Here is a 22,419-nt window from a genome sequence, read left to right on the forward strand (position 1 = left end):
AAGAACCAAAAGATCAAGACTTGGAAACTCAGCTAAAAAATGGAATGGAAGCCTGATGATTCTAAACTCGCTCGCTAATGTTGTTGTGGTGAATGTATAGCATTTACAGGCTCGCTTTACATGCTGGTTTTTTTGACTTCTGTAGAGTAAAGCATTTTTGCCTCTCTGCTGGTTTATTTTTTTAATGGAATCGGCGAACCTTCGGTTTTTAAACGCCTCCGTTTCCGATGTCCTTTTTTGCTGGGTTTTCATGAGTGTGCTTTGTCAGCTCCCTCCCGATAGCTATCTGGACTAAAGGGAGCAGCAAAGAGATTGAAACTGATTTTCCTTAATCCGCCCTTTAGGGCAGGGGTAAGGGTTATGGAAAATCAGTTTTGCTGTGATTTTACTTCAAGATAGGGGTTAAGGGAAAGAAAAGAGCAGCTAATGACAAAAAGCGACCCTTGTCATCCTGAGCGAGCGCAGCGTAGCCGAAGGATCTCATTCTTCTTTTCTGGGTTTCACGTTATCGTTTTCTCATCTCCTTATCTCCCCCTCACCAAGTCCCCAAGTCTCTCAGTCTCTCGTCTCTCAGCCTCTTGTCTCAATTCTCCAATCTCTCAATCTCTTGTCTCTCGTCTCTTGTCTCTCGTCTCTTGTCTCTCGTCTCTCGTCTCTCGTCTCCCCCGCCATAATTATTATTCAATTAACATAATTAAAATTCATTTTTATGTATCTTTGCCAGAATTATTTTTAATGATGAAGAATATCAGATTTTTATATATTTTACCGGTGCTGCTTCTGGCCCTGTTCTCCTGTAAACCAAAAGAAAATATGGTGTATATGGAACATCAGAGACAAAGTGCGGAGCAGCAGATACAACAAGCCGTTTACACGGGGTCACGCCTTCAGGAAGGAGATCTGCTGGATATTAAAGTAACAGCTTTTGATGACTATGCCGTTCGTCCATTTAACCTTCATTCGATGAATTTATCTACCTCTGCTAATCCCATTGCGACTCAGCAAACGGCACAGACTGCCCCTCAGGGTTATCTGGTAGATACAGATGGCAATATATCCTTCCCCGTTATAGGAAGAATTTTTGTGAAGGGTATGACCAAGGAACAACTGAAGCAGGATCTTGAAGCCCGATTGCTGCAATACCTCACGGATCCCATGGTGTCCATCCGGCAGCTTAATTTTAATGTGACCGTAATTGGTGAAGTGCGCAAACCAGGGCAATACAGTAGTCCTACAGAGAAAATTACAGTTTTTCAGGCACTCGGTCTGGCAGGAGATATGACGGAATATGCAAACCGTACCGAAGTCATGCTGATCCGCAGCGAAAACGGCTCAGAACAAACCCATGCGCTGGATTTCACGGATAAGAATATTGTGTCGTCGCCCTATTACTATTTGCGCCAGAATGATGTACTGTATGTACAGCCGGACGATATCCGGAAAAAATCTGCCAATGTGGATCCCAACCGTAACCTTCTCTTTCAGATTGGGGGTGTGGCACTGGGCGTAGCTTCTTTATTAATTACTCTGTTACGTTAATTTTATGGAATATTTAGACGACGTTCCCGCACAGGAAGTAAATGCCGCTGATTTAAAACGTACGCTTCGCAGATACCTGCGTTTCTGGCCCCTTTTTGCAATCTGCATCATTCTGGCTCTGGCCGCTGCGTGGTTGTATCTGCGCTATACCACACCCCAGTATTTGTCCAGAGCTTCTCTCTATGTACAATCATCCACCGGGGGGAAAAAGGGTGACTTTACCGGACTTTCGGATATACAAAGTATGGCATTGCCTTCAGGATTTGGAAGCAATGAGGTTGATAATGAGGTTTCCATCATCCAGAGAAAACCTTTGATGCTGAAAGTGGTCAAAAAATTGAATCTGGATGTCAAGCTTGTGAAGGAGGGCAAAATACGGGAAACTGACTGGTATGTGAACGCACCGGTGCGAGGTACCGTTTTACACCTGAAGGATCCGCGTAATTTTGGCAACTGTGTTTACACCCTGACACCACTGCGCGGCAACTCGTTTCAACTTCAATCTGAAACCGGCAAAATAACGGGTGTCTATGGTACACCTGTGCAGGACAAATTTGGTTCATTCGTGTTGCATAGAACGGAATTTCCGCTTACCACACCTGTAAAACTTGTCGTAAGCAATCCGCAACTTATAGCTGATGGCCTGGAGGCATCCCTGAATGTTCAGATTCCTGAGAAGAAATCCAGCATCATGGAACTGAGCAGAATCGGCGCAGATCCTATGCGTTCAGAGGATATTCTGAACGAGATCATGGCGCAGTATAATGCAGAAGGCATTGAGGAAAGAAATGAAGAGGCAGTTGCCACTGCAAAATTTGTAGATGAAAGGCTGGACCTGATTACTGCAGAACTTGGTGGCATTGAGTCTCAGAAAGAAAATTTCAAAGAAGCCAATAAAATTGCAGATCTTCAGGCACAGGCACAGCTCAGTTTACAGAATGCAAGTGAAAGCACCAGAAAGCTGATGGAACTCAATACTCAAATGGAAATGGTAGATGGGGTCCTGCGTGCGGCCAGTTCTTCTTCTAATGATCAGTTGCTCCCTACCAATCTGGGCATGCCCTCGGGACTGGATCCTGTTATCAATGAATACAATCAGTTGGTGCTTACCAGAAACAGAACTGCCAAGCAAGCTACTCCGTCTAATCCTGCCATACAGCAGTTTAATAAAGATATTTCCAGTTTGCGGGATGTCATCAGAGAAAACCTGCGGAAATCTAAAGCCAATCTGCAGGTGTCAATTTCTCAACTGCAAACGGAAATCAATAAAACGTCCGGTGAACTGGGCAAGTTTCCGCAGCAGGAGCGAATCTTCAGAAATATTGAAAGACAACAAAACCTGAAGGAGGCCTTATTTCTTTATCTCCTCCAGAAACGGGAAGAAACCTCCCTTGCGATGGCGGTAACGGCCCCGAAAGCGAAAGTAGTGAATCCGGCTTTTACCGGCCGGATCCCGGTTTCTCCCAAGAAGAATATTGTTCTTCTGGGTGCAGCCATTATCGGTTTCCTGCTCCCGTTCATATTCCTTTATGTTCGTTTTCTGCTGGATACCTACATCCACAGTCGCAAACAGATTGCCGAAGCAATTCCCGAGGCGGTTATTCTGGGTGAAATTCCCAATGCAGGTAAGGATAATGAAGGCATCATCGGAAAAAATGACTTTTCTTCTTTTGCCGAAGCTTTCCGGATTGTCCACACCAATATGAAATTTATGCTCAAGAAAATTTCGAAAGGACAAACGCCTGTTTTGTTGGTAACTTCTGCCGTGAAGGGTGAAGGGAAAACCACCATCAGCATCAATACAGCACTTACGCTGGCTCAAAGCAAAAAGGTACTCTTAATAGGTGCTGATATCAGGAATCCCCAATTGAAAAGATTTATGGAAGTTCAGACGGTTGGTCTTTCAGATTATCTGGCAGATCCGGATATGAAGGTGCTGGACATTGTGTCTCCCTCTCCGTTTTCAGAAAAACTGGATATTATTCACAGTGGGACCATTCCGCCAAATCCTACAGAGCTTCTAGAAGATCGAAAATTCGGAACGATGCTGGAGGAATTAAAACCCCTGTATGACGTCATTCTTATAGACAGTGCTCCGGTTATGATGGTGAGTGATTCGTTCAGTTTGATTGATTATGCAGATTTGCTTGTTTTTGTAATGCGTGCCGGTCATACGGATAAGGAGATGCTGGAGTTTGCAAAACATCTGATGCAGGACAAGGCCAAAGGAAAAATAGGAATCGTTCTGAATGATGTAAATGCTTTAAATTTAAGTTACGGCAATAAATATGGCTACGGCTATTATACAGAAGGTGTAAAAAAGAAAAGTTTCCTTTCTAAACTGAAAATATAATGAAGAACATTCTCATCACCGGAGGGGCCGGTTTTATCGGGTCCAATTTGTGTGACCATTTTATTAACAAAGGCTATACGGTAACCTGTCTGGATAATTTTGCCACCGGGTACCGGCACAATATCGAACACCTGCTGACGCATCCCCAGTTTACCCTCATGGAGGGCGATATCCGCGATATGACTGCCTGCCAAAACGCCTGCGAGGGTCAGGACTATGTGCTGCACCAGGCCGCTCTGGGTTCGGTGCCACGCTCCATCAATGACCCTGTGACCAGCAATGAGGTGAACGTGAGCGGATTTCTGAATATGCTGGTAGCAGCGCGGGATGCCGGCGTGAAGCGTTTTATCTACGCCGCCAGTTCTTCTACCTATGGCGACTCGGCTTCGCTCCCGAAAGTGGAAGATGTCATCGGGAAACCACTTTCGCCGTATGCCATTACCAAATATGTAAATGAACTCTATGCCGATGTCTTTGCCAAAACCTATGGCATGGAATGCATCGGACTGCGGTATTTCAACGTATTCGGTCGTCGCCAAAATACTCGTGGAGCGTATGCAGCGGTTATTCCATTGTTTACCAAACAATTCATTCAACACGAAAGCCCCACGATTAACGGCACTGGTGAAAATTCTCGAGATTTTACCTATATCGACAATGTCATACAGATGAATGAACGTGCTATGTTGACGGAAAATGCCGAAGCGGTAAATACCGTTTACAATACAGCCGTAGGCGACCGGACCAATTTAAATGAACTGGCTGCTTATTTAAAAGAATTCCTCACGGAGTTTGATCCGGCCATCGCCACGATAGAAATTAAACACGGTCCGAACAGAGTAGGGGATATTCCCCATTCACTGGCAGCGGTAGAGAAGGCGAAAACCTTGTTGGGCTATGAACCGACCCATAAAATTAAAGAAGGTCTGAAAGAAGCAGTTCAATGGTATTGGGAACATCAGGAGAGGCTGTGATTCTGAGACTCGAGACCAGAAGATTAGAGATTAGAGATTAGAGATTAGAGATTAGAGAGTGGAGACTGGAGACTGGAGACTGGAGACTGGGGGAGTGGGAGATGAGGAGCGATGACAAAACGATGAAGCGAAAACCAAAAACAACAAATGAGATCCTTCGGTTACGCTTCTGAGCTACGCTCGCAGACTACGTCTGTACTCAGGATGACAATGTTCGACTCTTAGGATAACGACACGAATTAATGAAAACCCGGCAAAAAAAATGACATAGGAAACGGAGGCGTTAAAAAACCGAAGGTTCGCCGATTCCATTAAAAAAATAAACCAGCAGAGAGGCAAAAATGCTTTACTCTACAGAAGTCAAAATAACCAGCATGTAAAGCGAGCCTGATCATCAACTAACGAAACTTTCGTACTATGAGCGAGCGAGTTTAGAATCATCAGGATTCAGTTCCATTTTTTAGCCGAGTTTCCAGGTCTTGATTTTTTGATTCTTTTGTATCAAGACAAAAGAATGAAATAGAGATCCTTCGGCTCCGCTGCGCTCGCTCAGGATGACAAAAAGCGACCTCTGTCATTGGCTACGCCGAATCTTCGATTTCAGAATGAAGCGCAGCGGAATGAAGAATCTCTGAAAAAAAAACACGCTGTGAGACGAACGAGATCCTTCGGCTTCACGTTGTGACAAAAAGAATAGAAATAATAAAAAACATTATAAAAACAAATGACAAACATGTCAGATACTGCAAAAAAACACCAGATCGCCATCATTGGCCTTGGCTATGTTGGGCTTCCTTTGGCCAGACTTTTCGCTACCCAATACCCGGTAGTGGGTTTTGATATCAACCAAAACCGCATTGAAGAATTAAATAGGGGAACCGACTCTACTTTAGAAGTAGAAGACGATATTCTGCAGGCAGTTCTCGTGCAGGGAAACCCTTTCTCTGTCATCCAGAGCGAAGCCGAAGGACTTCAAACAGGCCTTTTCTGTTCCGCAAACCTGAACGACATCCAGGATGCCAACATTTACGTTATCACCGTTCCCACGCCGGTGGATAAGAATAACCGCCCGGACCTTACGCCGCTCTACAAAGCCAGCGAAACCGTGGGCAAGGTGCTGAAGAAAGGCGATATTGTTATTTACGAATCAACCGTGTATCCAGGGGTTACGGAAGAAGAATGCATTCCGGTATTAGAAAAAGTATCAGGATTGAAATTCAACCAAGATTTCTTTGCAGGCTATTCGCCAGAACGCATCAACCCAGGCGATAAAGAACATACCGTAGAAAAAATATTAAAAGTAACTTCAGGTTCAACACCAGAAATCGGAGTTATTGTGAATGATTTATACAAATCAGTGATTACTGCTGGTACGCATTTAGCACCATGTATTAAAGTGGCAGAAGCGGCTAAAGTGATTGAAAACTCACAACGTGATATCAACATCGCTTTCGTGAACGAATTAGCTAAAATTTTTAATTTATTGGATATTGATACACATGCGGTATTAGAAGCTGCAGGTACTAAATGGAATTTCTTACCGTTTAAACCAGGATTAGTGGGAGGACATTGTATTGGTGTTGATCCTTATTACTTGGCACAAAAAGCCCAAGAACACGGCTATCATCCAGAAATTATTTTGGCAGGACGTCGTTTAAATGATTCCATGGGAGAATATGTTGCTTCTCAAGTGGTGAAAACGATGATTAAAAAAGGCATCAATGTCTGCAATGCCAAAGTATTAAACTTAGGAATTACCTTTAAAGAAAACTGCCCGGATGTACGCAACACGAAGGCGGTAGATGTAATCCGTGGTTTAGAAGATTACGGCATTAACGTAGCCACTTTTGACCCTTGGGCAAACCCAGCGGAGGTATTGCACGAATACGGCATTAAAAGCTGTCAAAACATCAACGAATGTTTTTCGGGCACTAAGGCTCTCGAAGTGCAACCCTTCGACACCATCACCCCATCACCCGGTCACTCGGTCACCCAGTCACCTCATCACCAATTTGATGCCATCATCTTAACTGTTGCTCATAAAGAATTTGCAGAGCTTGATTTGAACCAATACCTAAAAGAAAGTGGTGTGATTTATGATGTGAAAGGGATTTTAGAGCAAGCAGATAATAGATTGTAAGAATAAATTAATAAAGTACTCAATATCTCTTTGTCAATTTGATAAAGAGATATTTGTACTTATAAAACAAGCTAACTATGGGATTTATTTCTCAAGCTAAACAAGGTGTAGTTTGGACATTTTTACAGCAGTTTAGTGTTCAAATTATTAATTTTGTAGTCCAAATTTTTTTAGCAAGACTATTACTTCCTTCTGATTTTGGTTTAATAGCTATGATAACTATTTTCATCGCAATTGGTCAAAGTTTAAGTGATAGTGGAATGACTTCTTCTTTAATTAGAGGAAAGAATAATACGGAAAACGATTACGGAACAGTTTTTATAACCAATTTTGTAATAAGTATTCTCATCTATTTAATTGTATTTTTTCTTGCTCCTTTTGTTGCTCAATTTTATGACCAACCAATATTAGCCAGTATATTAAGAGTGTATGCTTTGATATTTATTATATCCTCTTTCTATGTGGTACAAATTGCAAAGTTTACAAAAGAACTAAATTTCAAATCCCAGTTTACGTATCAATTACCCTCCGTAATTATTGGGGCATTGACAGGTTTATGGATGGCTTATAAGGGATTCGGAGTTTGGAGTTTAGTAGGATTGAATATTGTGCAGGCATTATCTTTTACGATTATTTTATTAGTATTTTATAGATGGCGACCAAAATTAATTTTTGATCAATCAATTTTTAAACAGCATTTTGATTATGGTTATAAATTAACATTATCAGGTCTATTAAATACAATTTATCAAAATTTATATAAAATTATTATAGGTAAAATGTTTTCACCATCAAATGTTGGTTTTTTTACTCAAGCAGATAGTTTAAGACTTTTTCCTGTTAATCAATTATCAACAATCTTAAATAAAGTAACTTTCCCCTTATTTGCAACGATACAAGATGATGATATGAAACTTAAAAAGGCATATCAATCAGCGTTGAGATTAGTTTTATCAATTACTGCTGCAATGATGTTAATTTTATTATTAATAGCCAAACCTTTGTTTCTGATTGTTTTTGGAGAAAAATGGTTGCCATCTGTACCGTATTTTCAAATTTTATGTATTGCATCAATTTTTTTACCAATAGGAACTTATAACCTAAATATTTTAAAAATTAAAGGTAGAAGTGACTTGTTTTTGAAGGTAGAAGTGATTAAAAAAATTATTGGAGTTACATCTCTTTTAATATGCATACCATTTGGTATAAATGCAATAGTTTGGTCATTGTGTATTACCAATGTATTCTTTGCTTATTTAAATGGTTATTTTAGTGGGAAATTTATTAATTACTCTGTTTTACAACAGGTGAAGAATAGTCTGAGCATTATTATGATTGCAGTATTGCCTATGCTTATCATATATTTTATAAAAGATATATTAGAGACATTCATAACAAGCAGTATTTTAGAAATTGTAGGAATTATCTTTATATATTTGATATTGTATATTCCTTTAGTGTATATATTTAATAAAGCTTTATTAAATGATTTAAAATTAGTATTAAAAAGATGATAAAAACAGATATATTATTCGCAGGATTTTATGGTCAAAGAAATACAGGTGATGATGCCTTTGTAGAGGTAACTTCTTGGGGAGCAAAAAAATATTGGAATAAAACTAATAATCGTTTTATAGCAATAGAAAAAAACCTACCACAAACAATAGAGTTAGTAAAAGGATATCCATTGCAGTTTCCAAAAACATACGGTTTCCAGAAAAAATTATTACTTAATAATACACAATATCTAATATCATCTGGAGGTTCAACAATCCATAGTATACTGAAACCTAATAATCCTAAACACATTGCATTAGAATTAAAAGAAAAAGGTAAAAATATTAAAATTGGTGCGATAGGAGTATCTGTTGGTCCGTTTAAAACTATTGAAGATGAAAAAGCGGTTCAAAAATATTTAAAATCAATAGATTTTATTGCTTTGCGAGATCAAAGATCTTATGACTATGTTAAAAGTTTAGAAACAAATTATGATCCTGTTAATGCATTTGATATGGCTGCATTAATACCGGAAATTTATAATTATTCTATTACAAAAGAAAAGCAAAAAAAAATTATAGGAATTAGTGTTTGTCCATATGAATCTGTTCATTTAGGTGGTGATATTGCAAATGAAGAAAGAAGAAATAATCAATTAATAGAGTTAATTAAAGTAATTGATAAAAATGAAGAGGTAGAATTCAAATTTTTTATTATCAATGGTAATCCAAAAATTGGTGATTTAAAAATAACCAAAGAAGTTATAAATAAATCTAAGCCTAAGAGATATACCATAGTAGATTACAATAAAGATACTAGATATATTTGGGAAGAAATAAACAGATGTAGTGTTGTTATTTCTACAAGGTTACATGCTGCGATTTTTGCTTGTTTTGGTCAAACACCATTTATACTAGTGGAGTATCATAAAAAATGTTCTGATTTTTTAGAAGATGTAGGTTATTGTAAAGAAGCAAGAATATACGATGCTGAATTTGATGTACAAGAAAAATCTAAAATAGTTTTGGACTGGTGTAACGACTATAGTAGTTATAAAACACCAACAAAACTTAAACAAAAATTTGAGCAAGCAAGACTTAATTTTACTGATATTAAACTTTAAAATGAACAAATGTTTTCAGTTGTAATTCCATTATATAATAAACAAGAAAGTATTTATAATACAATAAAATCTGTATTAAACCAAACTTATACAAATTTTGAAATTGTACTAGTAAATGATGGTTCTACAGATAACAGTTTGGAGGTTGTTGAAAAAATAATAGATCCACGTATTCGCATTATAGATAAACCCAATGGAGGTGTATCTAGTGCAAGGAATAAAGGAATAGAAGAAGCAACCAAAGAATGGATTGCTTTTTTAGATGGAGATGATCTATGGAAAGAAAATCATTTGGAAGAATATAACAAAGCAATAATTAATAATAAAAATTTAAATTGGTTATTTTCTGGCTATACATCCCGAAACTCAATTAAAGAATATAATTTTATTTACCATAAAAAAGGTGTACTAGAAAATATATTCGTTGATTTGTTAAATGGTATTAAAATCCATACTAGTGCAGTGTGTATAAATAAATCATTATATATTAAATACAAAGATTTATATTTTACAGAAGGAATCAACAACTCAGAAGATAGAGAAGTATGGTATAAGTTATGTTGTATTGATCAATCACCATATTATATAAATAAAAGTCTATCAATATATACTTTGGATAATATAAATTCATTAACAAGGACTAATCAAAATTTATTTTTTTTAACAATGCTTGATAGATTAAAGAATTATATAAAATTAATAAATTGTCATGATAGAAAAATTTTAGTATCTATTATTTATAAAATTAATAAAATTGCGTTATATAACAGGTGGGATAAAACAAAGAAAGAAGAGTATTTAAACAATGAATATTTTAATAAATATGAACGTAAATTTTTAAAGATTGTTCCTAAGAAAATATATATAGAATATGTTAAAAAATATAATTAAAAAATATAAAAAGAAATTTTATAGTCCGGAAAAATATGCAAAATTTTTAGGAGTCAAAATTGGTGATAATTGTTTAATTTCTACTAAAAGATTTCCAACAGAAGCTTATTTGATTGAAATTGGTGATTATTGTAGAATAGCTAATAATGTAGCATTTTATACACATGGAGGTTTATGGTCTGTACGAAAAAAATATAATAAGAAGAATTTAGAAAATTTTGGTAAAATAAAAATAGGTAATTATACATATATTGGAGATGATGCTAAAATTATGCCTGGTATAACCATAGGAAATAATGTAATTGTTGGAGCAGGTTCAATTGTAACTAAATCAATACCAGATAATGTTATATGTGCAGGAAATCCTGCTAAAATAGTTGGTAATATAGATGATTTTGTAAATAAAATAGAAAATTTTAATATACCAATTCATGGAAAATCAGCTAAGGAAAAGAAAAAAATATTACTGGCTTTAGCAGATAATTATTTTATAAGAAAATAATAATATAAATTCAATTCAATTCAATGAAATTTACTAAAGGATATTTAGAAACATTGTTCATATTCATTTTCTCACCTTTTTTATCAGTTCCGTTAATTATTTTACAGACGATAAAAAGGGATAAAAATGTGATAATGTTAATTTCACTATTATTTGGATTTTTAGGATTTCTTTACATCCCTACAATTACAAATGATAAGGCTAAATATTTTATAAGATTTGAATATTTTGAAAAAATAAGTTTAGAAAATTTTTTACAATATTTAGTTTTAACCAAAAGGCCTGATTTTATATTTGAAACCTTAATGTATTTATTTGCGCAATCAAAAGTAAATATACAATGGCTTTTTTTTATCATTTCTACTTTTGTAGTTTATTCAATATTAACTTTTTGTAATAAAATTTTAGAAATAAATTTAATAAAATCTAAAAGATTACTATTGACACCATTTATGGTGTTAATTACAATCTTTTCTTTATCCTATTCAGGTTTATTGTCAGGAGTTAGATTCTATTTCGCATTATCCATTTTTATATGGAGTATTTATTTTTTGTTTATAGATAAAAATCGAACCAAAGGAATTCTTCTTTTAGTAGTTACTATTGCAACTCATTTTAGTTTTTCTTTTTTTATACCAGCAATTATAATAACGTTCTTTTTTCAGAAAAAACTAAATCTTAAATTAATATTAGCTATATCATTAATATTTCTATTTTTACCCCAAAATATATTAGCTAACATATTGGGGTTCTTAGAAATGCCAGAAACTTATGGAAATAAAGCAGATGCTTATTTAAATAATGAGGTAGAATTTTCAAAAAATTCAATCATTCTGACTTTTTTAAGAAATGCTTGGATCTATTTTCTCTACGTATTTATTTTATTTATTAATAAGGATAAAAAAGACCTATTAACTAAAATCTTAGTTGTATTTACTGCTTTTGTAAATATTACCTATTCTGTACCTATAATTTTTAATCGATACGTTATTGTATTAAAAGTACTGTTTTTAAGTGTAATTTTTATTAGATGTTTACATTCAAAAAATCAATTAAAATATTTGTACATTCTAGGAATTCTATTTTTTATAAATTTTGTTGTAGATATAAATGTATTGCGATATAATATTCTTGCATCTTATAAAATGAAAGAAATGTGGAATATTATACTTTTAATCACAAATAAAATTTCACCTCATGACTTTCTCTAAATATTTAATATTACTGTTATTAATTTTTAATTTTAGTTTAGTAATTGCACAAGATAAGATTCCTGCGCAGTATAATTTTTATAGTAATTCCTATAGTACAAATTTAAAATCTAATTTAGAGAAAAGAATTAATAAAAACCAAAAAGGCGAAGAATCGACAAGAATTATACAAGATTATATAGATAAAAATAAGGAAATAATTTTACCAAATAAAGAAATTTACATATCAAAAAAAGGATTGTTTTTGAAAGATAACAGTACTATTATTTTTCAAAAATACACAAAGTTAGTAATGGAATCCAATGATTTGGAAAGATACGGGGTTATCAATGTTATTAATGTTAATAATGTAAAAATTATTAACCCAAATATTATAGGAGATCGTAAAAGTCACACAGGTAATAAAGGTGAATGGGGACATGGAATTAATATTTTAGGTAGCAAAAATGTTTTAATCTCTAATTTTAATATTTCTAATTGTTGGGGAGATGGTATTTATATAGGTAGAGATAATAACAAATTTTCCTCTAATATTACCCTAAAAAATGGTATTGTTTATAACAATAGAAGGAATGGTATTAGTATAACAAGTGTTGATGGTTTATTAATGAATAATATTACCTCAGCATTTAATCAAGGAACTAGTCCTCAATATGGGATTGATTTTGAAGCAAATGATTCTCGAGACGAAATGAATAATATCAAATTAAATAATATTATTACATATTACAACAAAAGTGGAGGGATGATGATATCTTTTGATCGATTGAATGCAAAAGGAAGTAAAACAGTTACTAAAGAAGTAAATTTTGAAGTTACAAATTTTAAAGATATTGGTTCAAAAAATACTGGGTTATTAATTGCTCAGATAACTTCAGGATTTAAAAATATTAAAGGAGGTATTACATTTAATGGATTAGAAGTGGAAGGGAATTTAAAGCCTATACAGATAAGAAGAAATGAATGGGAGCATTTTTATATAAAATTGAATGATGTCAATATAAAAAACCCCTTAAATAAAAATGCACATAATAAAGAATTATTGAGAGTTACAAAAGACAGAAAGAATATTATAATTAATTTAGCTAAATAATGACTAAAACCATATTTTTTGTAACAGGGTTAGATTCTGGTGGATTGGAGAATTATTTATTACGATTTCTTAAATATAAACATACTGAATTTTCAGATATTATTGTTTATTGTAAAGGAGGCAAAGGTGGTATACTTGAAGAAGAGTATAAAAAAATTCCTAATGTTAAAATTATTAAAAATACGATAGGTACTGTACATCCAAAAGATTATATAAATTTATATAAATGGTTAAAAGGTTATTCTGACTATTCAATTTGTGATTTTACCGGAAATTTTGCAGGCCCGGTACTATGGTCTGCTAAAAAAGCAGGGATAAAAAAAAGGATTGTTTTTTATCGATCTTCTTCCAATCGCTTTAAAGAATCTTTTTTTAAAATGAAAATTAATAAGTTCTATAATTCGCTGGTATTAAAATACAGCACTCACATATTGGCAAATTCCTCTTATGGATTACAATTTTTCTTTGGAGAAAAGTTAAAAGATAATCGAATGAAGGTCATCTATAATGGAATAGATGCTACTATTTTCGATGGTAATTTAAAAAACCTTAGAAATGAATTTAATATACCAGACGATGGTTTTATTGTGGGGCATACAGGTCGATTTAACGAAGCAAAAAATCATCAGACTATAATAAATGTTGCAAAAAAGATTGTAAATAAGAATACAACTATTTATTTTATTCTATGTGGTAAAGGGGTAAAAGAGAATTTATTGAAGACTCTTACTTCTGAAGAACGAAAAAATATTCTTTTATTTGAGAACAGGAATGACATTCCAGACTTTTTAAATACGATGAATCTGTATTTTTTTCCATCCATTACCGAAGGACAACCCAATTCTTTAATTGAAGCGATGATCTTAGGTAAACCTTTTTTAGCATCAAACATACCTTCTATTAAAGAAACCGTATATAAAAAATATTATCATTGTTTATTTGATCCGTTGGACGAAAATGCATTTATTAAGCAAATTGAAAATGCTTCTTTAAGTAAAATTCAATCGGATTCACAATTAAAAAAATTAACTATAGAAAAATTTAATCATCAATTATTATTTGATGAATTTTATAAAGAATTATAATAATGAGAATATTATTTGTACATGATCATCCATTTTATCAGGATAATGATAATAAAGTTTATACAGGTGGTGCATTTCCTGATAGTATATGGAATAATTATTTGATGAATTTTGACGAAATTAACATATACGCAAGACGTTCTAAATCTTTAGCTTCGAAAAAAGCGATTAGCTCCGGTAATGTTAATGTCAATTTTTTTTTAACAGATTTATATTCTTCAGTATCAGGGCTATTTAAAAATTACAATTTAATAAAAAAAGAGCTTACAGATTTAATTACTAAAAATGATGTGATACTAGTTCGACTTCCGAGTGTATTAGGATTTATTACAGCTGAAATTGCAATGAAATTGAATAAAAAAATTTGGGTTGAACAAGTAGGAAATGCTAGTGAGGCGTTAGGTATGCATGGTTCATTATTAGGAAAATTTGCTGCACCTATTTTCGATAAATTTAATCGTAAATATGTTTCGAAAGCAAATTATATTACTTATGTAACAAAATATAAATTACAAAAAGATTATCCTCATAATGATAAAGCCATTGTTACAAATCTATCAAATGTTATTATCAAAAAGATTTTAAATAATTCAGAAATAGATAATCAACGTTTTTTTTTACAAATTCTTAAGATTGGTTTGATAGGTGGTTTTGATGTTAGATATAAAGGACAAGACATACTATTAAAGGCTATAAATGAACTTCCAAAACATATAAAATCTAATATTGAAATATATTTTATTGGAAAAGGCAATTTTGACTGGATTAATGAAATGGCAAAATCCTATAACTTGAATGACAATATTAAATTTATAGGAGCTTTAATGCCAGGTGATGAGATAAATGAAATGTTGAAAAATCTTTCTTTGTATGTCCAGCCATCATTTACTGAAGGTATGCCTAGGGCTACAATTGAAGCTATGGCAATGGGATGTCCTGTTATTGGTAGTAATGTTGGGGGAATACCTGAATTAATAACAAATAGTTTTATACATGATAGTGGTAATTATCAATTGCTTTCTAAACATATATTGGAGCTATATAATAATAGGAAATTATTAAAACAAGAATCAAATCGTAGTCTTATTAAGGCAGAAGATTATTTATTAGATAACTTAATAAATAGAAGAAAAAAATTTTATTCATTAATGAATGAAGATATTGAAGTAAAATGAAAATATTAATTGGTGTAACTTCATATTTAAGTTATAAATTAATTGAAGGACAGATTAATTATCTTGTTAATAAAGGAAATGAAGTTTGTTTTGTTTCCTCTTTTAATGAAAATACAAAAGATAAAGTTGAAAAAGAGTTAGGAAAATATTATCCTATTGAAATGGAAAGAGAAATAAATCCTATCAAAGATTTTATTTCTTTAATTAAAATATATTTCCTGTTAAAAAAATTAAAACCAGATGTAATAAATGTTAGTACACCAAAAGCAGCATTATTATTTACTATAATTTCTAAATTATTTTTCCGAAATAAAATCAAAACTATTTTCACTTTAAGAGGGTTAAGATCAGATACATTAACTGGCCTAAAATATAGAATAGTATTTTTAACAGAAAAAATAACGTGTTATTTAGCCGACAAAATTATAGTAATTTCTCCGTCGCTAGAACAACATGCAATTAATAAAAAATTATTTTCTAAATCTAAGAGTGAAGTTGTATTGAAGGGTAGTAGTAATGGAATCAATATTAATAAATTTAGAAAAGTTAATAATAATTTACGAGAGGTTCTAAAAATATCAGAAGACACTATAGTTTATGGTTATGTAGGTAGATTAGTTAATGATAAGGGTATTAGAGAGTTATTCGATGCTTTTCAATTACTTAAAGCTAAACATAAAAATGTAAAATTATTGTTAATAGGTTCTTACAATGAAGCGGATTGTATTGATAAAAATTTATTAAATAAAATAATAAATGATACTTCAATTATTTTAATTGACTATACAGAAAATATAGAGGAGTATTATTCTATAATGGATGTTTTTATATTATTTTCTTATAGAGAAGGATTTGGCAACGTTGTGATTGAAGCAGGATTAATGGAAGTACCTGCTTTAGTTTCGAATATTCCAGGACTAAAAGATACAATTGTAGATGGTGAAACAGGATTTTTAGTAGAATCAAAAAATGTAAAAAGTTTAGTATCCAAAATGGATTTGCTATATAAAGAAAAAGATTTACGATTAAAATTCGGTCAATCTAGCAAAGAAAGGATATTGAATTTTTTTTCACATGATAAAATTTGGGATGGACAATTGAGTATTTATAAAAAATTGATAAATAAATAATATGTTATATCAAAACTATATCAAGCGAGTTTTTGATTTCCTAATCGCTTTAGTTGGGTTAATCTGTTTATCTCCAATTTTTATTTTGGTAACGATTGGTTTATATTTTGCCAATCAAGGAAAACCGTTTTTCTTTCAAGCTCGTCCGGGTAAAAACGAACGCATCTTTAAAATCATAAAGTTTAAAACCATGAGCGATAAAAAAGATGTACATGGTAATTTACTGTCTGATGCCGATCGCCTGACATCAATTGGCGCATTCGTGCGGAAAACCTCTTTAGACGAACTCCCCCAACTCATCAATGTGCTGAAAGGAGATATGAGTTTGATTGGTCCGCGGCCGTTATTGCCTCAATATTTACCTTTGTATAATGCAGAGCAGAAAAGAAGACATGAAGTCCGTCCGGGAATTACCGGCTGGGCACAGGTCAATGGCCGAAATGCCATCAGCTGGCAACAGAAATTTGAATATGATGTCTGGTATGTGGATCACCTTTCTTTTGCCACAGATATAAAGGTTTTTTTAATGACCTTTAAAAAAGTTTTTAGAAGCGAGGGAATTAGTCAGGAAGGACAAGCGACAGCAGAGCCTTTTAATGGTGATAATTAAAGCGGTAGATATAAAAAAGAAGGTTTGGATTATCTACAACAGAAAGCAGTAGAAAATTCTATACATGAAAATAAAGCATTAGGTTTACCCTACATAATCGTTGAAAACGGAGAATTGCTTAAAGTTCATACAGATGGAACAAAAATAAAAATAGGAAAGCCTAAATACGACACTGTTAAAGTAAAAAAGAGAATCTTTAAGCTAAAGAAGTAATATGAAACGTTTTCGAATGTTTGCTGATTTCAATGGGTCAGAGAAGTCATTCTCTATAAATAAAATTAAAAACGAAGCATTGGTTAGGAAAGATAAACCTTTTAACGGAAATAATTAAAAAAACATATAATGAAAAATATAACAATTTTTGGCGCAGGTGGTTTTGGTCGAGAAGTTAAAACCATTATTGATGCAATTAATAAAGCAGAGCCTAATACTTATAATTTTGTAGGTTTTTATGATGATGGTATCGAAAAAGGAACGATTGTAAACGGTTACCCTGTTTTAGGAGGAATTCAGGAATTAAATGAAGTCACTTCTGAATTATCATTAATTATTTCAGTAGGTGATCCCAGAATAAAGAAAATCATTCTCGATAAAATAGAAAATTCATTTATTAAATTTCCCGCAATTGTTCATCCAAACGCATCTGTCTCGTCAGATGATGTTCAAATTGGTAAGGGAACAATTATTTGCGAAGGAACAATAATTACATGTAATATTAAAATTGGAGATTTCGTAATTTTTAATTTACTGTGTACAGTAGGACACGACACAATAATTGACGATTATTGTGCTTTTATGCCAAGTGTAAATATCTCAGGAGAAGTATATTTACACCATAGTGTATATGTTGGTACAGGAGCTAAAATCATTAATTTATTAGAAATTGGACAAGAAACTATTGTAGGTGCTGGTGCTGTTGTTTCAAAATCTTTGCCTGCTAAATGTACAGCTGTGGGCATCCCTGCTAAGCCTATTAAATTTCATGAATAAAATAGGGAAGTAGTTTACTATTGGTGCAGGTACTGTTATTATTAATGATATTCCTGATGGGGCAACCGTTGTAGGTAACCCCAGCAGAATCATCAAAATAAAACAACCATGAAAAACGTTTTCTTTCTTTTCGTTGTTAGTCTTTGGGTATCTTTTTCAGGTATTGCACCCGTTGCAGGAAGTCAGCTACTTGTAGAAAAAGTTGCGGTCAAAGAACAAGTAGTGTACACTACCAAAACAGGGAAGAAATTTCACCCGAGCAGTTGTCACCACCTGAGAGCCAGTAAAATTAAAACAGACCGTACAAAAGCTTTGCGTGCCGGCTATACCGCATGCAAAGTGTGTAAACCCTGCAGCGCCAGTCCTGAAGTCCTGGCTCGTTTAAGGCTTCAGACTTTGAAATAATCTGCAAATGATTCCCTGTAATTTCAAAATTCACTTCATGTAATTTCAAAATTCACGGTTTGTAATTTCAAAATTCATTGCTTTTAATTTCAAAATTTACTTCATGTAATTTCAAAATTAGCCTCTTGTAATTTCAAAATTTGTCCTGTGTAATTTTAAAATTAATTGTACATTTGTATTGAAATTCAATGTACTATGTCATTATTCAGAAATATAAAATTTCCCATACAGGATTTGTTAGGTAAGTATCCTGTTGTTGCTGTTACCGGACCTCGGCAATCCGGCAAAACAACGATGCTCAAAACCGAATTCCCCGATTATCGTTATGTCAATCTCGAGAACCCCGATATGCGTTCGTATGCCGAAAAAGACCCGAATGGTTTTTTGGCAGAGTTTGACAAGTTTGTGATTTTTGATGAAGCACAAAGAGTACCGCATTTGTTTTCGTACATACAATCCATTGTAGATGATTCGGGAATTATGGGGCAGTTCATCTTGTCGGGTTCTCAAAACTTCCATTTGATGCAGAGTATTACCCAAAGTTTGGCAGGTAGGGTGGCGATTTTTAAGTTGTTTCCTTTTGATAACAATGAAATGAAATCAGCCGGTTGGCTCAACGAAGATGATTTTTTATACAGTTTAGTCAAAGGGTTTTATCCTGCCATTTACGACCGGGGCATTCCGTCAAAAACATTTTATGCGAATTATGTGCAGACTTATATTCAACGGGACGTAACCGAATTAATCAACATTCGCAATATGCGTTTGTTTCAGAATTTCCTGGCTTTATGTGCTACCCGGGCAGGGCAATTGCTCAATCTGAATGCGTTGGCAAACGAATGTGGAATCACTCAGCCTACGGCAAAAGCGTGGTTATCGGCTTTGGAAAACAGTTATATCGTTTATCAGTTGTATCCGTATTACAAAAACTTTAGTAAACGCATCGTCAAAACCCCAAAATTGTATTTTTATGATTCGGGATTGTTGTGCTATTTGTTGAAAATAACCGATGAGAAACAACTGCGAACCCATTCTCTGAAAGGATGTCTGTTTGAAAATATGATGATCGCCGAATACATCAAACAGATGTCGCACAAAAACGTGGTGGACGACCTTTGGTTTTGGAGAGATTCTTCGGGCAATGAAGTGGATTTTTTAATTGAAAACGACAAAGGTTTCCGGATTGTGGAGTTCAAAGCTTCTATGACGGTGATGCCTGATATGTTTAAAGGAATGGAAAAGTTTCAGCAACTTTCGGGCTGGAAAGATCTGGACAAAGCTTTGGTTTACGGCGGAAATGACCGGCAAAACCGGACAGCAGGAAAAGTAATCCCCTGGAAAGAATTTGGGGTGGAGTGAACGGTTTTGGTTAATTTTGCACTCTGACAGTGCAAATTATCATGAAAAACGCACTGTGACAGTGCAAAATATACTATATTTGTATAAAAAGTAGAAATGGACACTTTATTTGAATATTCCAATCGTTTGATTTCCGGGGTAGATACGGCATTTATCCGTTATTCCTATCATCAGATCAATTGGCAAAACAGATTGGTTGGACTCATCGGTCCCCGGGGTGTCGGAAAAACAACTTTGGTCTTACAGTACATCAAAAATAATCTCAACATTCATCAGACTTTATATGTTACCGCCGAAGATTTTTATTTTGCCAAAAATCGGCTGATCGATTTGGCAGATGCTTTTGTGAAATCAGGAGGGAAATATTTGCTTATAGACGAAATACACAAATACCCGGATTGGTCGAAAGAATTGAAATTGATTTATGACTATCACAAAGAGCTGAAAATGGTTTTTACAGGTTCTTCGGTGCTTGATATCAAAAAAGGCAGTTCCGATTTAAGCCGCAGAGCAGTGGTTTATGCCATGCAGGGATTATCATTTCGGGAATATTTGGGGCTTTTTCATCAGTTAGAAGTTTCGAAATTCAGTTTAGAAGAAATTCTGAATCATCAAGTTGATTTGCCGCAAATTCCGCATCCATTGCCGTTGTTTGATGATTATCTGAAAAGAGGGTATTATCCCTTTGCCATAGAAGATGATTTTGATCTGCGCTTACAGCAGGTGGTGAGTCAGACCCTGGAAAGCGATATCCCGACTTATGCAGATATGAATGTGTCAACAGGCAGAAAGCTAAAGCAACTGTTAGCCGTTGTGGCAGAGAGTGTTCCGTTTAAACCCAATATGAGCAAAATTGCTGAAATGCTCAATGTCAGCCGAAACAACATCGCAGATTATCTCCTTTATATGGAAGAGGCAGGAATGGTGGCACAGTTGAGAAATGAAACGGGAGGAATCCGTGGATTAGGAAAGTTGGAAAAAGTTTATTTGGACAATACCAATTTGGTGTATAACTTAGCCAGCGAAAACCAGAACACAGGAAACGTCAGAGAAACTTTTTTTCTGAATCAGTTAAGGATTGCTCATCAAGTGGTTTCATCATCATTGGCAGATTTTAGAATTGACCATGTGGAATTTGAAGTAGGAGGAAAAAACAAAGGACTAAAACAAATAAAAAATGCTGAAAAAGGCTTTGTAGTCAAAGCCGATATCGAAAAAGGTTATCTCAATACGATACCATTATGGCATTTTGGATTGATGTATTAAAAATTTTTCCTGCCTGCACCCATAAACCAAAAAAGAATGCTTGTCAAACGACTTTTCGACTTTATCTTATCGCTGGTGCTTCTGGTGCTGCTGAGTCCGGTGCTGATTGCCGGTTATATGGCGGCAAGTCTGGATACCCGCTCCGGCGGTATTTTTACCCAGAAAAGAGTGGGGCAGTATGGCCGTCTGTTCATCATCTATAAACTGAAAACCGTGCATCCGGTGACCCGCACCATTTCCCCGCTGGGTCGTTTCCTGCGCCGCTCCAAGATTGATGAACTTCCCCAGCTGGTGAATGTGCTGAAAGGCGAGATGTCGTTCGTAGGACCCCGGCCGGATCTGCCCGGTTATTATGATACCCTTACCGGCGAAGACCGGAAGGTGCTGGAGCTGAAACCGGGAATTACCTCGGAAGCGAGCATTAAATATGCAGATGAAGAGGTTTTGCTGGCCGCTAAAGAGAACCCGCTGAAGTACAATGATGAGGTCCTGTTTCCGGATAAGGTAAAGATGAACCTGGACTATTACCACCGGCGTTCCTTCTGGCTGGATTTGCAGATCATGCTGCGCACGGTATGGCGTAAATAAGTATCATCTCTGTGATTTAGCGATGTTTTTTCACCGCTGAAACCGGTATAAACAGAGGGTTGGCATGAAATTTGGTTACTCTTCCGCTGCTTAAAATTTGAAAAAAATAGTAAAATTATCTAGCAGAAAACCATTACCTGTACTAAAATTCCCTATTTTTGTATCCAACGAAACTCCCAGAAAGACGTGGGCCGGTCTCTCGCCATACCGCTTAAGTCCAGTATTGATGGATGATACGGAAGGGAGTTGCCTGAAAAAACACGAAAAAAAACACTATGAGTGCTTCACACTTTGCAGGGCATTGCAAAACCCATGAGGTATTGATGCTGCGCTGTATTTTTAACGTTGCCCTTGCTGCAGATGCATGCAGCAACCTGCGCATTGAAGTTCCTGGATTTGCAGGGATAAAGCGGGTGTCGCAAGGGCATTCTGCCATACACAATGATCAAAATTTCATACTCGCCTTCGGCATGAACCTAATTTAGCAT

The 22,419-nt window shown here is 34.5% G+C and carries 22 protein-coding genes; 21 read left to right on the forward strand and 1 reads right to left on the reverse strand.

The window, feature by feature from the left end; all coding sequences use genetic code 11:
* On the reverse strand, positions 1-252 hold a 252-nt coding region (locus tag LKO26_RS10320; protein WP_227587783.1), incomplete at its 3' end, for a hypothetical protein.
* 483 nt (positions 253-735) lie between these two features.
* Here LKO26_RS10320 and LKO26_RS10325 point away from each other — a divergent pair.
* From LKO26_RS10325 to LKO26_RS10430, 21 genes are all read left to right on the forward strand, one after another.
* Positions 736-1,539, forward strand: a complete 804-nt coding sequence (locus tag LKO26_RS10325) for a polysaccharide biosynthesis/export family protein (protein ID WP_227587784.1) — start codon at positions 736-738, stop codon at positions 1,537-1,539.
* A 4-nt stretch (positions 1,540-1,543) separates the two neighbouring features.
* Positions 1,544-3,892: a GumC family protein gene (locus tag LKO26_RS10330; protein ID WP_227587785.1), complete on the forward strand. Its 2,349-nt coding sequence runs from the start codon at positions 1,544-1,546 to the stop codon at positions 3,890-3,892.
* A complete protein-coding gene (locus LKO26_RS10335) occupies positions 3,892-4,866 on the forward strand; it encodes an SDR family oxidoreductase (protein ID WP_227587786.1) in 975 nt (324 codons plus the stop codon). Before LKO26_RS10330 ends, LKO26_RS10335 begins: the two co-directional genes overlap by 1 nt.
* A 733-nt stretch (positions 4,867-5,599) precedes the next feature.
* Positions 5,600-7,006 (forward strand): nucleotide sugar dehydrogenase, encoded by a 1,407-nt coding sequence (locus tag LKO26_RS10340; protein WP_227587787.1) that lies wholly within the window; start codon positions 5,600-5,602, stop codon positions 7,004-7,006.
* A 77-nt stretch (positions 7,007-7,083) separates the two neighbouring features.
* Positions 7,084-8,520: a lipopolysaccharide biosynthesis protein gene (locus LKO26_RS10345; protein WP_227587788.1), complete on the forward strand. Its 1,437-nt coding sequence runs from the start codon at positions 7,084-7,086 to the stop codon at positions 8,518-8,520.
* A complete protein-coding gene (locus LKO26_RS10350; RefSeq protein WP_227587789.1) occupies positions 8,517-9,626 on the forward strand; it encodes a polysaccharide pyruvyl transferase family protein in 1,110 nt (369 codons plus the stop codon). The genes LKO26_RS10345 and LKO26_RS10350 overlap by 4 nt, the downstream gene beginning before the upstream one ends.
* A 9-nt stretch (positions 9,627-9,635) precedes the next feature.
* Complete coding sequence (locus LKO26_RS10355; protein ID WP_227587790.1) at positions 9,636-10,517, forward strand: glycosyltransferase family 2 protein; 882 nt, start codon at positions 9,636-9,638, stop codon at positions 10,515-10,517.
* Positions 10,498-11,019 carry an acyltransferase gene (locus LKO26_RS10360; protein ID WP_227587791.1) on the forward strand — a complete coding sequence of 174 codons (522 nt, stop codon included), beginning with the start codon at positions 10,498-10,500 and terminating at the stop codon, positions 11,017-11,019. Before LKO26_RS10355 ends, LKO26_RS10360 begins: the two co-directional genes overlap by 20 nt.
* Before the next feature lie 134 nt (positions 11,020-11,153).
* Positions 11,154-12,230 carry an EpsG family protein gene (locus LKO26_RS10365; protein ID WP_227587792.1) on the forward strand — a complete coding sequence of 359 codons (1,077 nt, stop codon included), beginning with the start codon at positions 11,154-11,156 and terminating at the stop codon, positions 12,228-12,230.
* The gene (locus LKO26_RS10370; RefSeq protein ID WP_227587793.1) at positions 12,217-13,323 is read left to right on the forward strand and encodes a right-handed parallel beta-helix repeat-containing protein; all 1,107 of its coding nucleotides are present in this window, start codon (positions 12,217-12,219) and stop codon (positions 13,321-13,323) included. Before LKO26_RS10365 ends, LKO26_RS10370 begins: the two co-directional genes overlap by 14 nt.
* Positions 13,323-14,408, forward strand: coding sequence for a glycosyltransferase (locus LKO26_RS10375; protein WP_227587794.1), 1,086 nt, complete (start codon positions 13,323-13,325; stop codon positions 14,406-14,408). The genes LKO26_RS10370 and LKO26_RS10375 overlap by 1 nt, the downstream gene beginning before the upstream one ends.
* 2 nt (positions 14,409-14,410) lie before the next feature.
* A complete protein-coding gene (locus tag LKO26_RS10380; RefSeq protein ID WP_227587795.1) occupies positions 14,411-15,583 on the forward strand; it encodes a glycosyltransferase in 1,173 nt (390 codons plus the stop codon).
* Positions 15,580-16,713, forward strand: coding sequence for a glycosyltransferase family 4 protein (locus LKO26_RS10385; protein WP_227587796.1), 1,134 nt, complete (start codon positions 15,580-15,582; stop codon positions 16,711-16,713). The genes LKO26_RS10380 and LKO26_RS10385 overlap by 4 nt, the downstream gene beginning before the upstream one ends.
* A gap of 1 nt (position 16,714) precedes the next feature.
* A complete protein-coding gene (locus LKO26_RS10390; protein WP_227587797.1) occupies positions 16,715-17,323 on the forward strand; it encodes a sugar transferase in 609 nt (202 codons plus the stop codon).
* A gap of 24 nt (positions 17,324-17,347) precedes the next feature.
* Entirely contained in the window at positions 17,348-17,536 is a 189-nt protein-coding gene (locus LKO26_RS10395; RefSeq protein ID WP_227587798.1) for a hypothetical protein, read from the forward strand.
* A gap of 129 nt (positions 17,537-17,665) precedes the next feature.
* Positions 17,666-18,313: an acetyltransferase gene (locus LKO26_RS10400; protein ID WP_227587799.1), complete on the forward strand. Its 648-nt coding sequence runs from the start codon at positions 17,666-17,668 to the stop codon at positions 18,311-18,313.
* A 108-nt stretch (positions 18,314-18,421) separates the two neighbouring features.
* Positions 18,422-18,718 (forward strand): hypothetical protein, encoded by a 297-nt coding sequence (locus LKO26_RS10410; RefSeq protein WP_227587800.1) that lies wholly within the window; start codon positions 18,422-18,424, stop codon positions 18,716-18,718.
* A 195-nt stretch (positions 18,719-18,913) separates the two neighbouring features.
* Complete coding sequence (locus LKO26_RS10415; RefSeq protein WP_227587801.1) at positions 18,914-20,077, forward strand: ATP-binding protein; 1,164 nt, start codon at positions 18,914-18,916, stop codon at positions 20,075-20,077.
* A 96-nt stretch (positions 20,078-20,173) separates the two neighbouring features.
* Positions 20,174-21,343 carry an ATP-binding protein gene (locus LKO26_RS10420; protein WP_227587802.1) on the forward strand — a complete coding sequence of 390 codons (1,170 nt, stop codon included), beginning with the start codon at positions 20,174-20,176 and terminating at the stop codon, positions 21,341-21,343.
* A gap of 36 nt (positions 21,344-21,379) precedes the next feature.
* Positions 21,380-21,931, forward strand: a complete 552-nt coding sequence (locus tag LKO26_RS10425; protein ID WP_227587803.1) for a sugar transferase — start codon at positions 21,380-21,382, stop codon at positions 21,929-21,931.
* Positions 21,932-22,206: 275 nt separating this feature from the next.
* Positions 22,207-22,416 carry a hypothetical protein gene (locus LKO26_RS10430; RefSeq protein ID WP_227587804.1) on the forward strand — a complete coding sequence of 70 codons (210 nt, stop codon included), beginning with the start codon at positions 22,207-22,209 and terminating at the stop codon, positions 22,414-22,416.
* Positions 22,417-22,419: the final 3 nt, after the last annotated feature.

Origin of the sequence: Chryseobacterium sp. MFBS3-17, from assembly GCF_020687745.1 — a bacterium.
Classification (GTDB): Bacteria; Bacteroidota; Bacteroidia; order Flavobacteriales; family Weeksellaceae; genus Marnyiella.

What these genes read in the sequence shown, in the direction of transcription:
- LKO26_RS10340 (WP_227587787.1), top strand. Translation starts at nt 5,600, where the DNA reads ATGTCAGATACTGCAAAAAAACACCAGATCGCCATCATTGGCCTTGGC.
- LKO26_RS10410 (WP_227587800.1), top strand. Translation starts at nt 18,422, where the DNA reads ATGAAAAACGTTTTCTTTCTTTTCGTTGTTAGTCTTTGGGTATCTTTT.
- LKO26_RS10355 (WP_227587790.1), top strand. Translation starts at nt 9,636, where the DNA reads ATGTTTTCAGTTGTAATTCCATTATATAATAAACAAGAAAGTATTTAT.
- LKO26_RS10325 (WP_227587784.1), top strand. Translation starts at nt 736, where the DNA reads ATGATGAAGAATATCAGATTTTTATATATTTTACCGGTGCTGCTTCTG.
- LKO26_RS10420 (WP_227587802.1), top strand. Translation starts at nt 20,174, where the DNA reads ATGGACACTTTATTTGAATATTCCAATCGTTTGATTTCCGGGGTAGAT.
- LKO26_RS10380 (WP_227587795.1), top strand. Translation starts at nt 14,411, where the DNA reads ATGAGAATATTATTTGTACATGATCATCCATTTTATCAGGATAATGAT.
- LKO26_RS10430 (WP_227587804.1), top strand. Translation starts at nt 22,207, where the DNA reads ATGAGTGCTTCACACTTTGCAGGGCATTGCAAAACCCATGAGGTATTG.
- LKO26_RS10425 (WP_227587803.1), top strand. Translation starts at nt 21,380, where the DNA reads ATGCTTGTCAAACGACTTTTCGACTTTATCTTATCGCTGGTGCTTCTG.
- LKO26_RS10370 (WP_227587793.1), top strand. Translation starts at nt 12,217, where the DNA reads ATGACTTTCTCTAAATATTTAATATTACTGTTATTAATTTTTAATTTT.
- LKO26_RS10330 (WP_227587785.1), top strand. Translation starts at nt 1,544, where the DNA reads ATGGAATATTTAGACGACGTTCCCGCACAGGAAGTAAATGCCGCTGAT.
- LKO26_RS10390 (WP_227587797.1), top strand. Translation starts at nt 16,715, where the DNA reads ATGTTATATCAAAACTATATCAAGCGAGTTTTTGATTTCCTAATCGCT.
- LKO26_RS10350 (WP_227587789.1), top strand. Translation starts at nt 8,517, where the DNA reads ATGATAAAAACAGATATATTATTCGCAGGATTTTATGGTCAAAGAAAT.
- LKO26_RS10375 (WP_227587794.1), top strand. Translation starts at nt 13,323, where the DNA reads ATGACTAAAACCATATTTTTTGTAACAGGGTTAGATTCTGGTGGATTG.
- LKO26_RS10345 (WP_227587788.1), top strand. Translation starts at nt 7,084, where the DNA reads ATGGGATTTATTTCTCAAGCTAAACAAGGTGTAGTTTGGACATTTTTA.
- LKO26_RS10365 (WP_227587792.1), top strand. Translation starts at nt 11,154, where the DNA reads ATGTTAATTTCACTATTATTTGGATTTTTAGGATTTCTTTACATCCCT.
- LKO26_RS10335 (WP_227587786.1), top strand. Translation starts at nt 3,892, where the DNA reads ATGAAGAACATTCTCATCACCGGAGGGGCCGGTTTTATCGGGTCCAAT.
- LKO26_RS10400 (WP_227587799.1), top strand. Translation starts at nt 17,666, where the DNA reads ATGAAAAATATAACAATTTTTGGCGCAGGTGGTTTTGGTCGAGAAGTT.
- LKO26_RS10385 (WP_227587796.1), top strand. Translation starts at nt 15,580, where the DNA reads ATGAAAATATTAATTGGTGTAACTTCATATTTAAGTTATAAATTAATT.
- LKO26_RS10360 (WP_227587791.1), top strand. Translation starts at nt 10,498, where the DNA reads ATGTTAAAAAATATAATTAAAAAATATAAAAAGAAATTTTATAGTCCG.
- LKO26_RS10415 (WP_227587801.1), top strand. Translation starts at nt 18,914, where the DNA reads ATGTCATTATTCAGAAATATAAAATTTCCCATACAGGATTTGTTAGGT.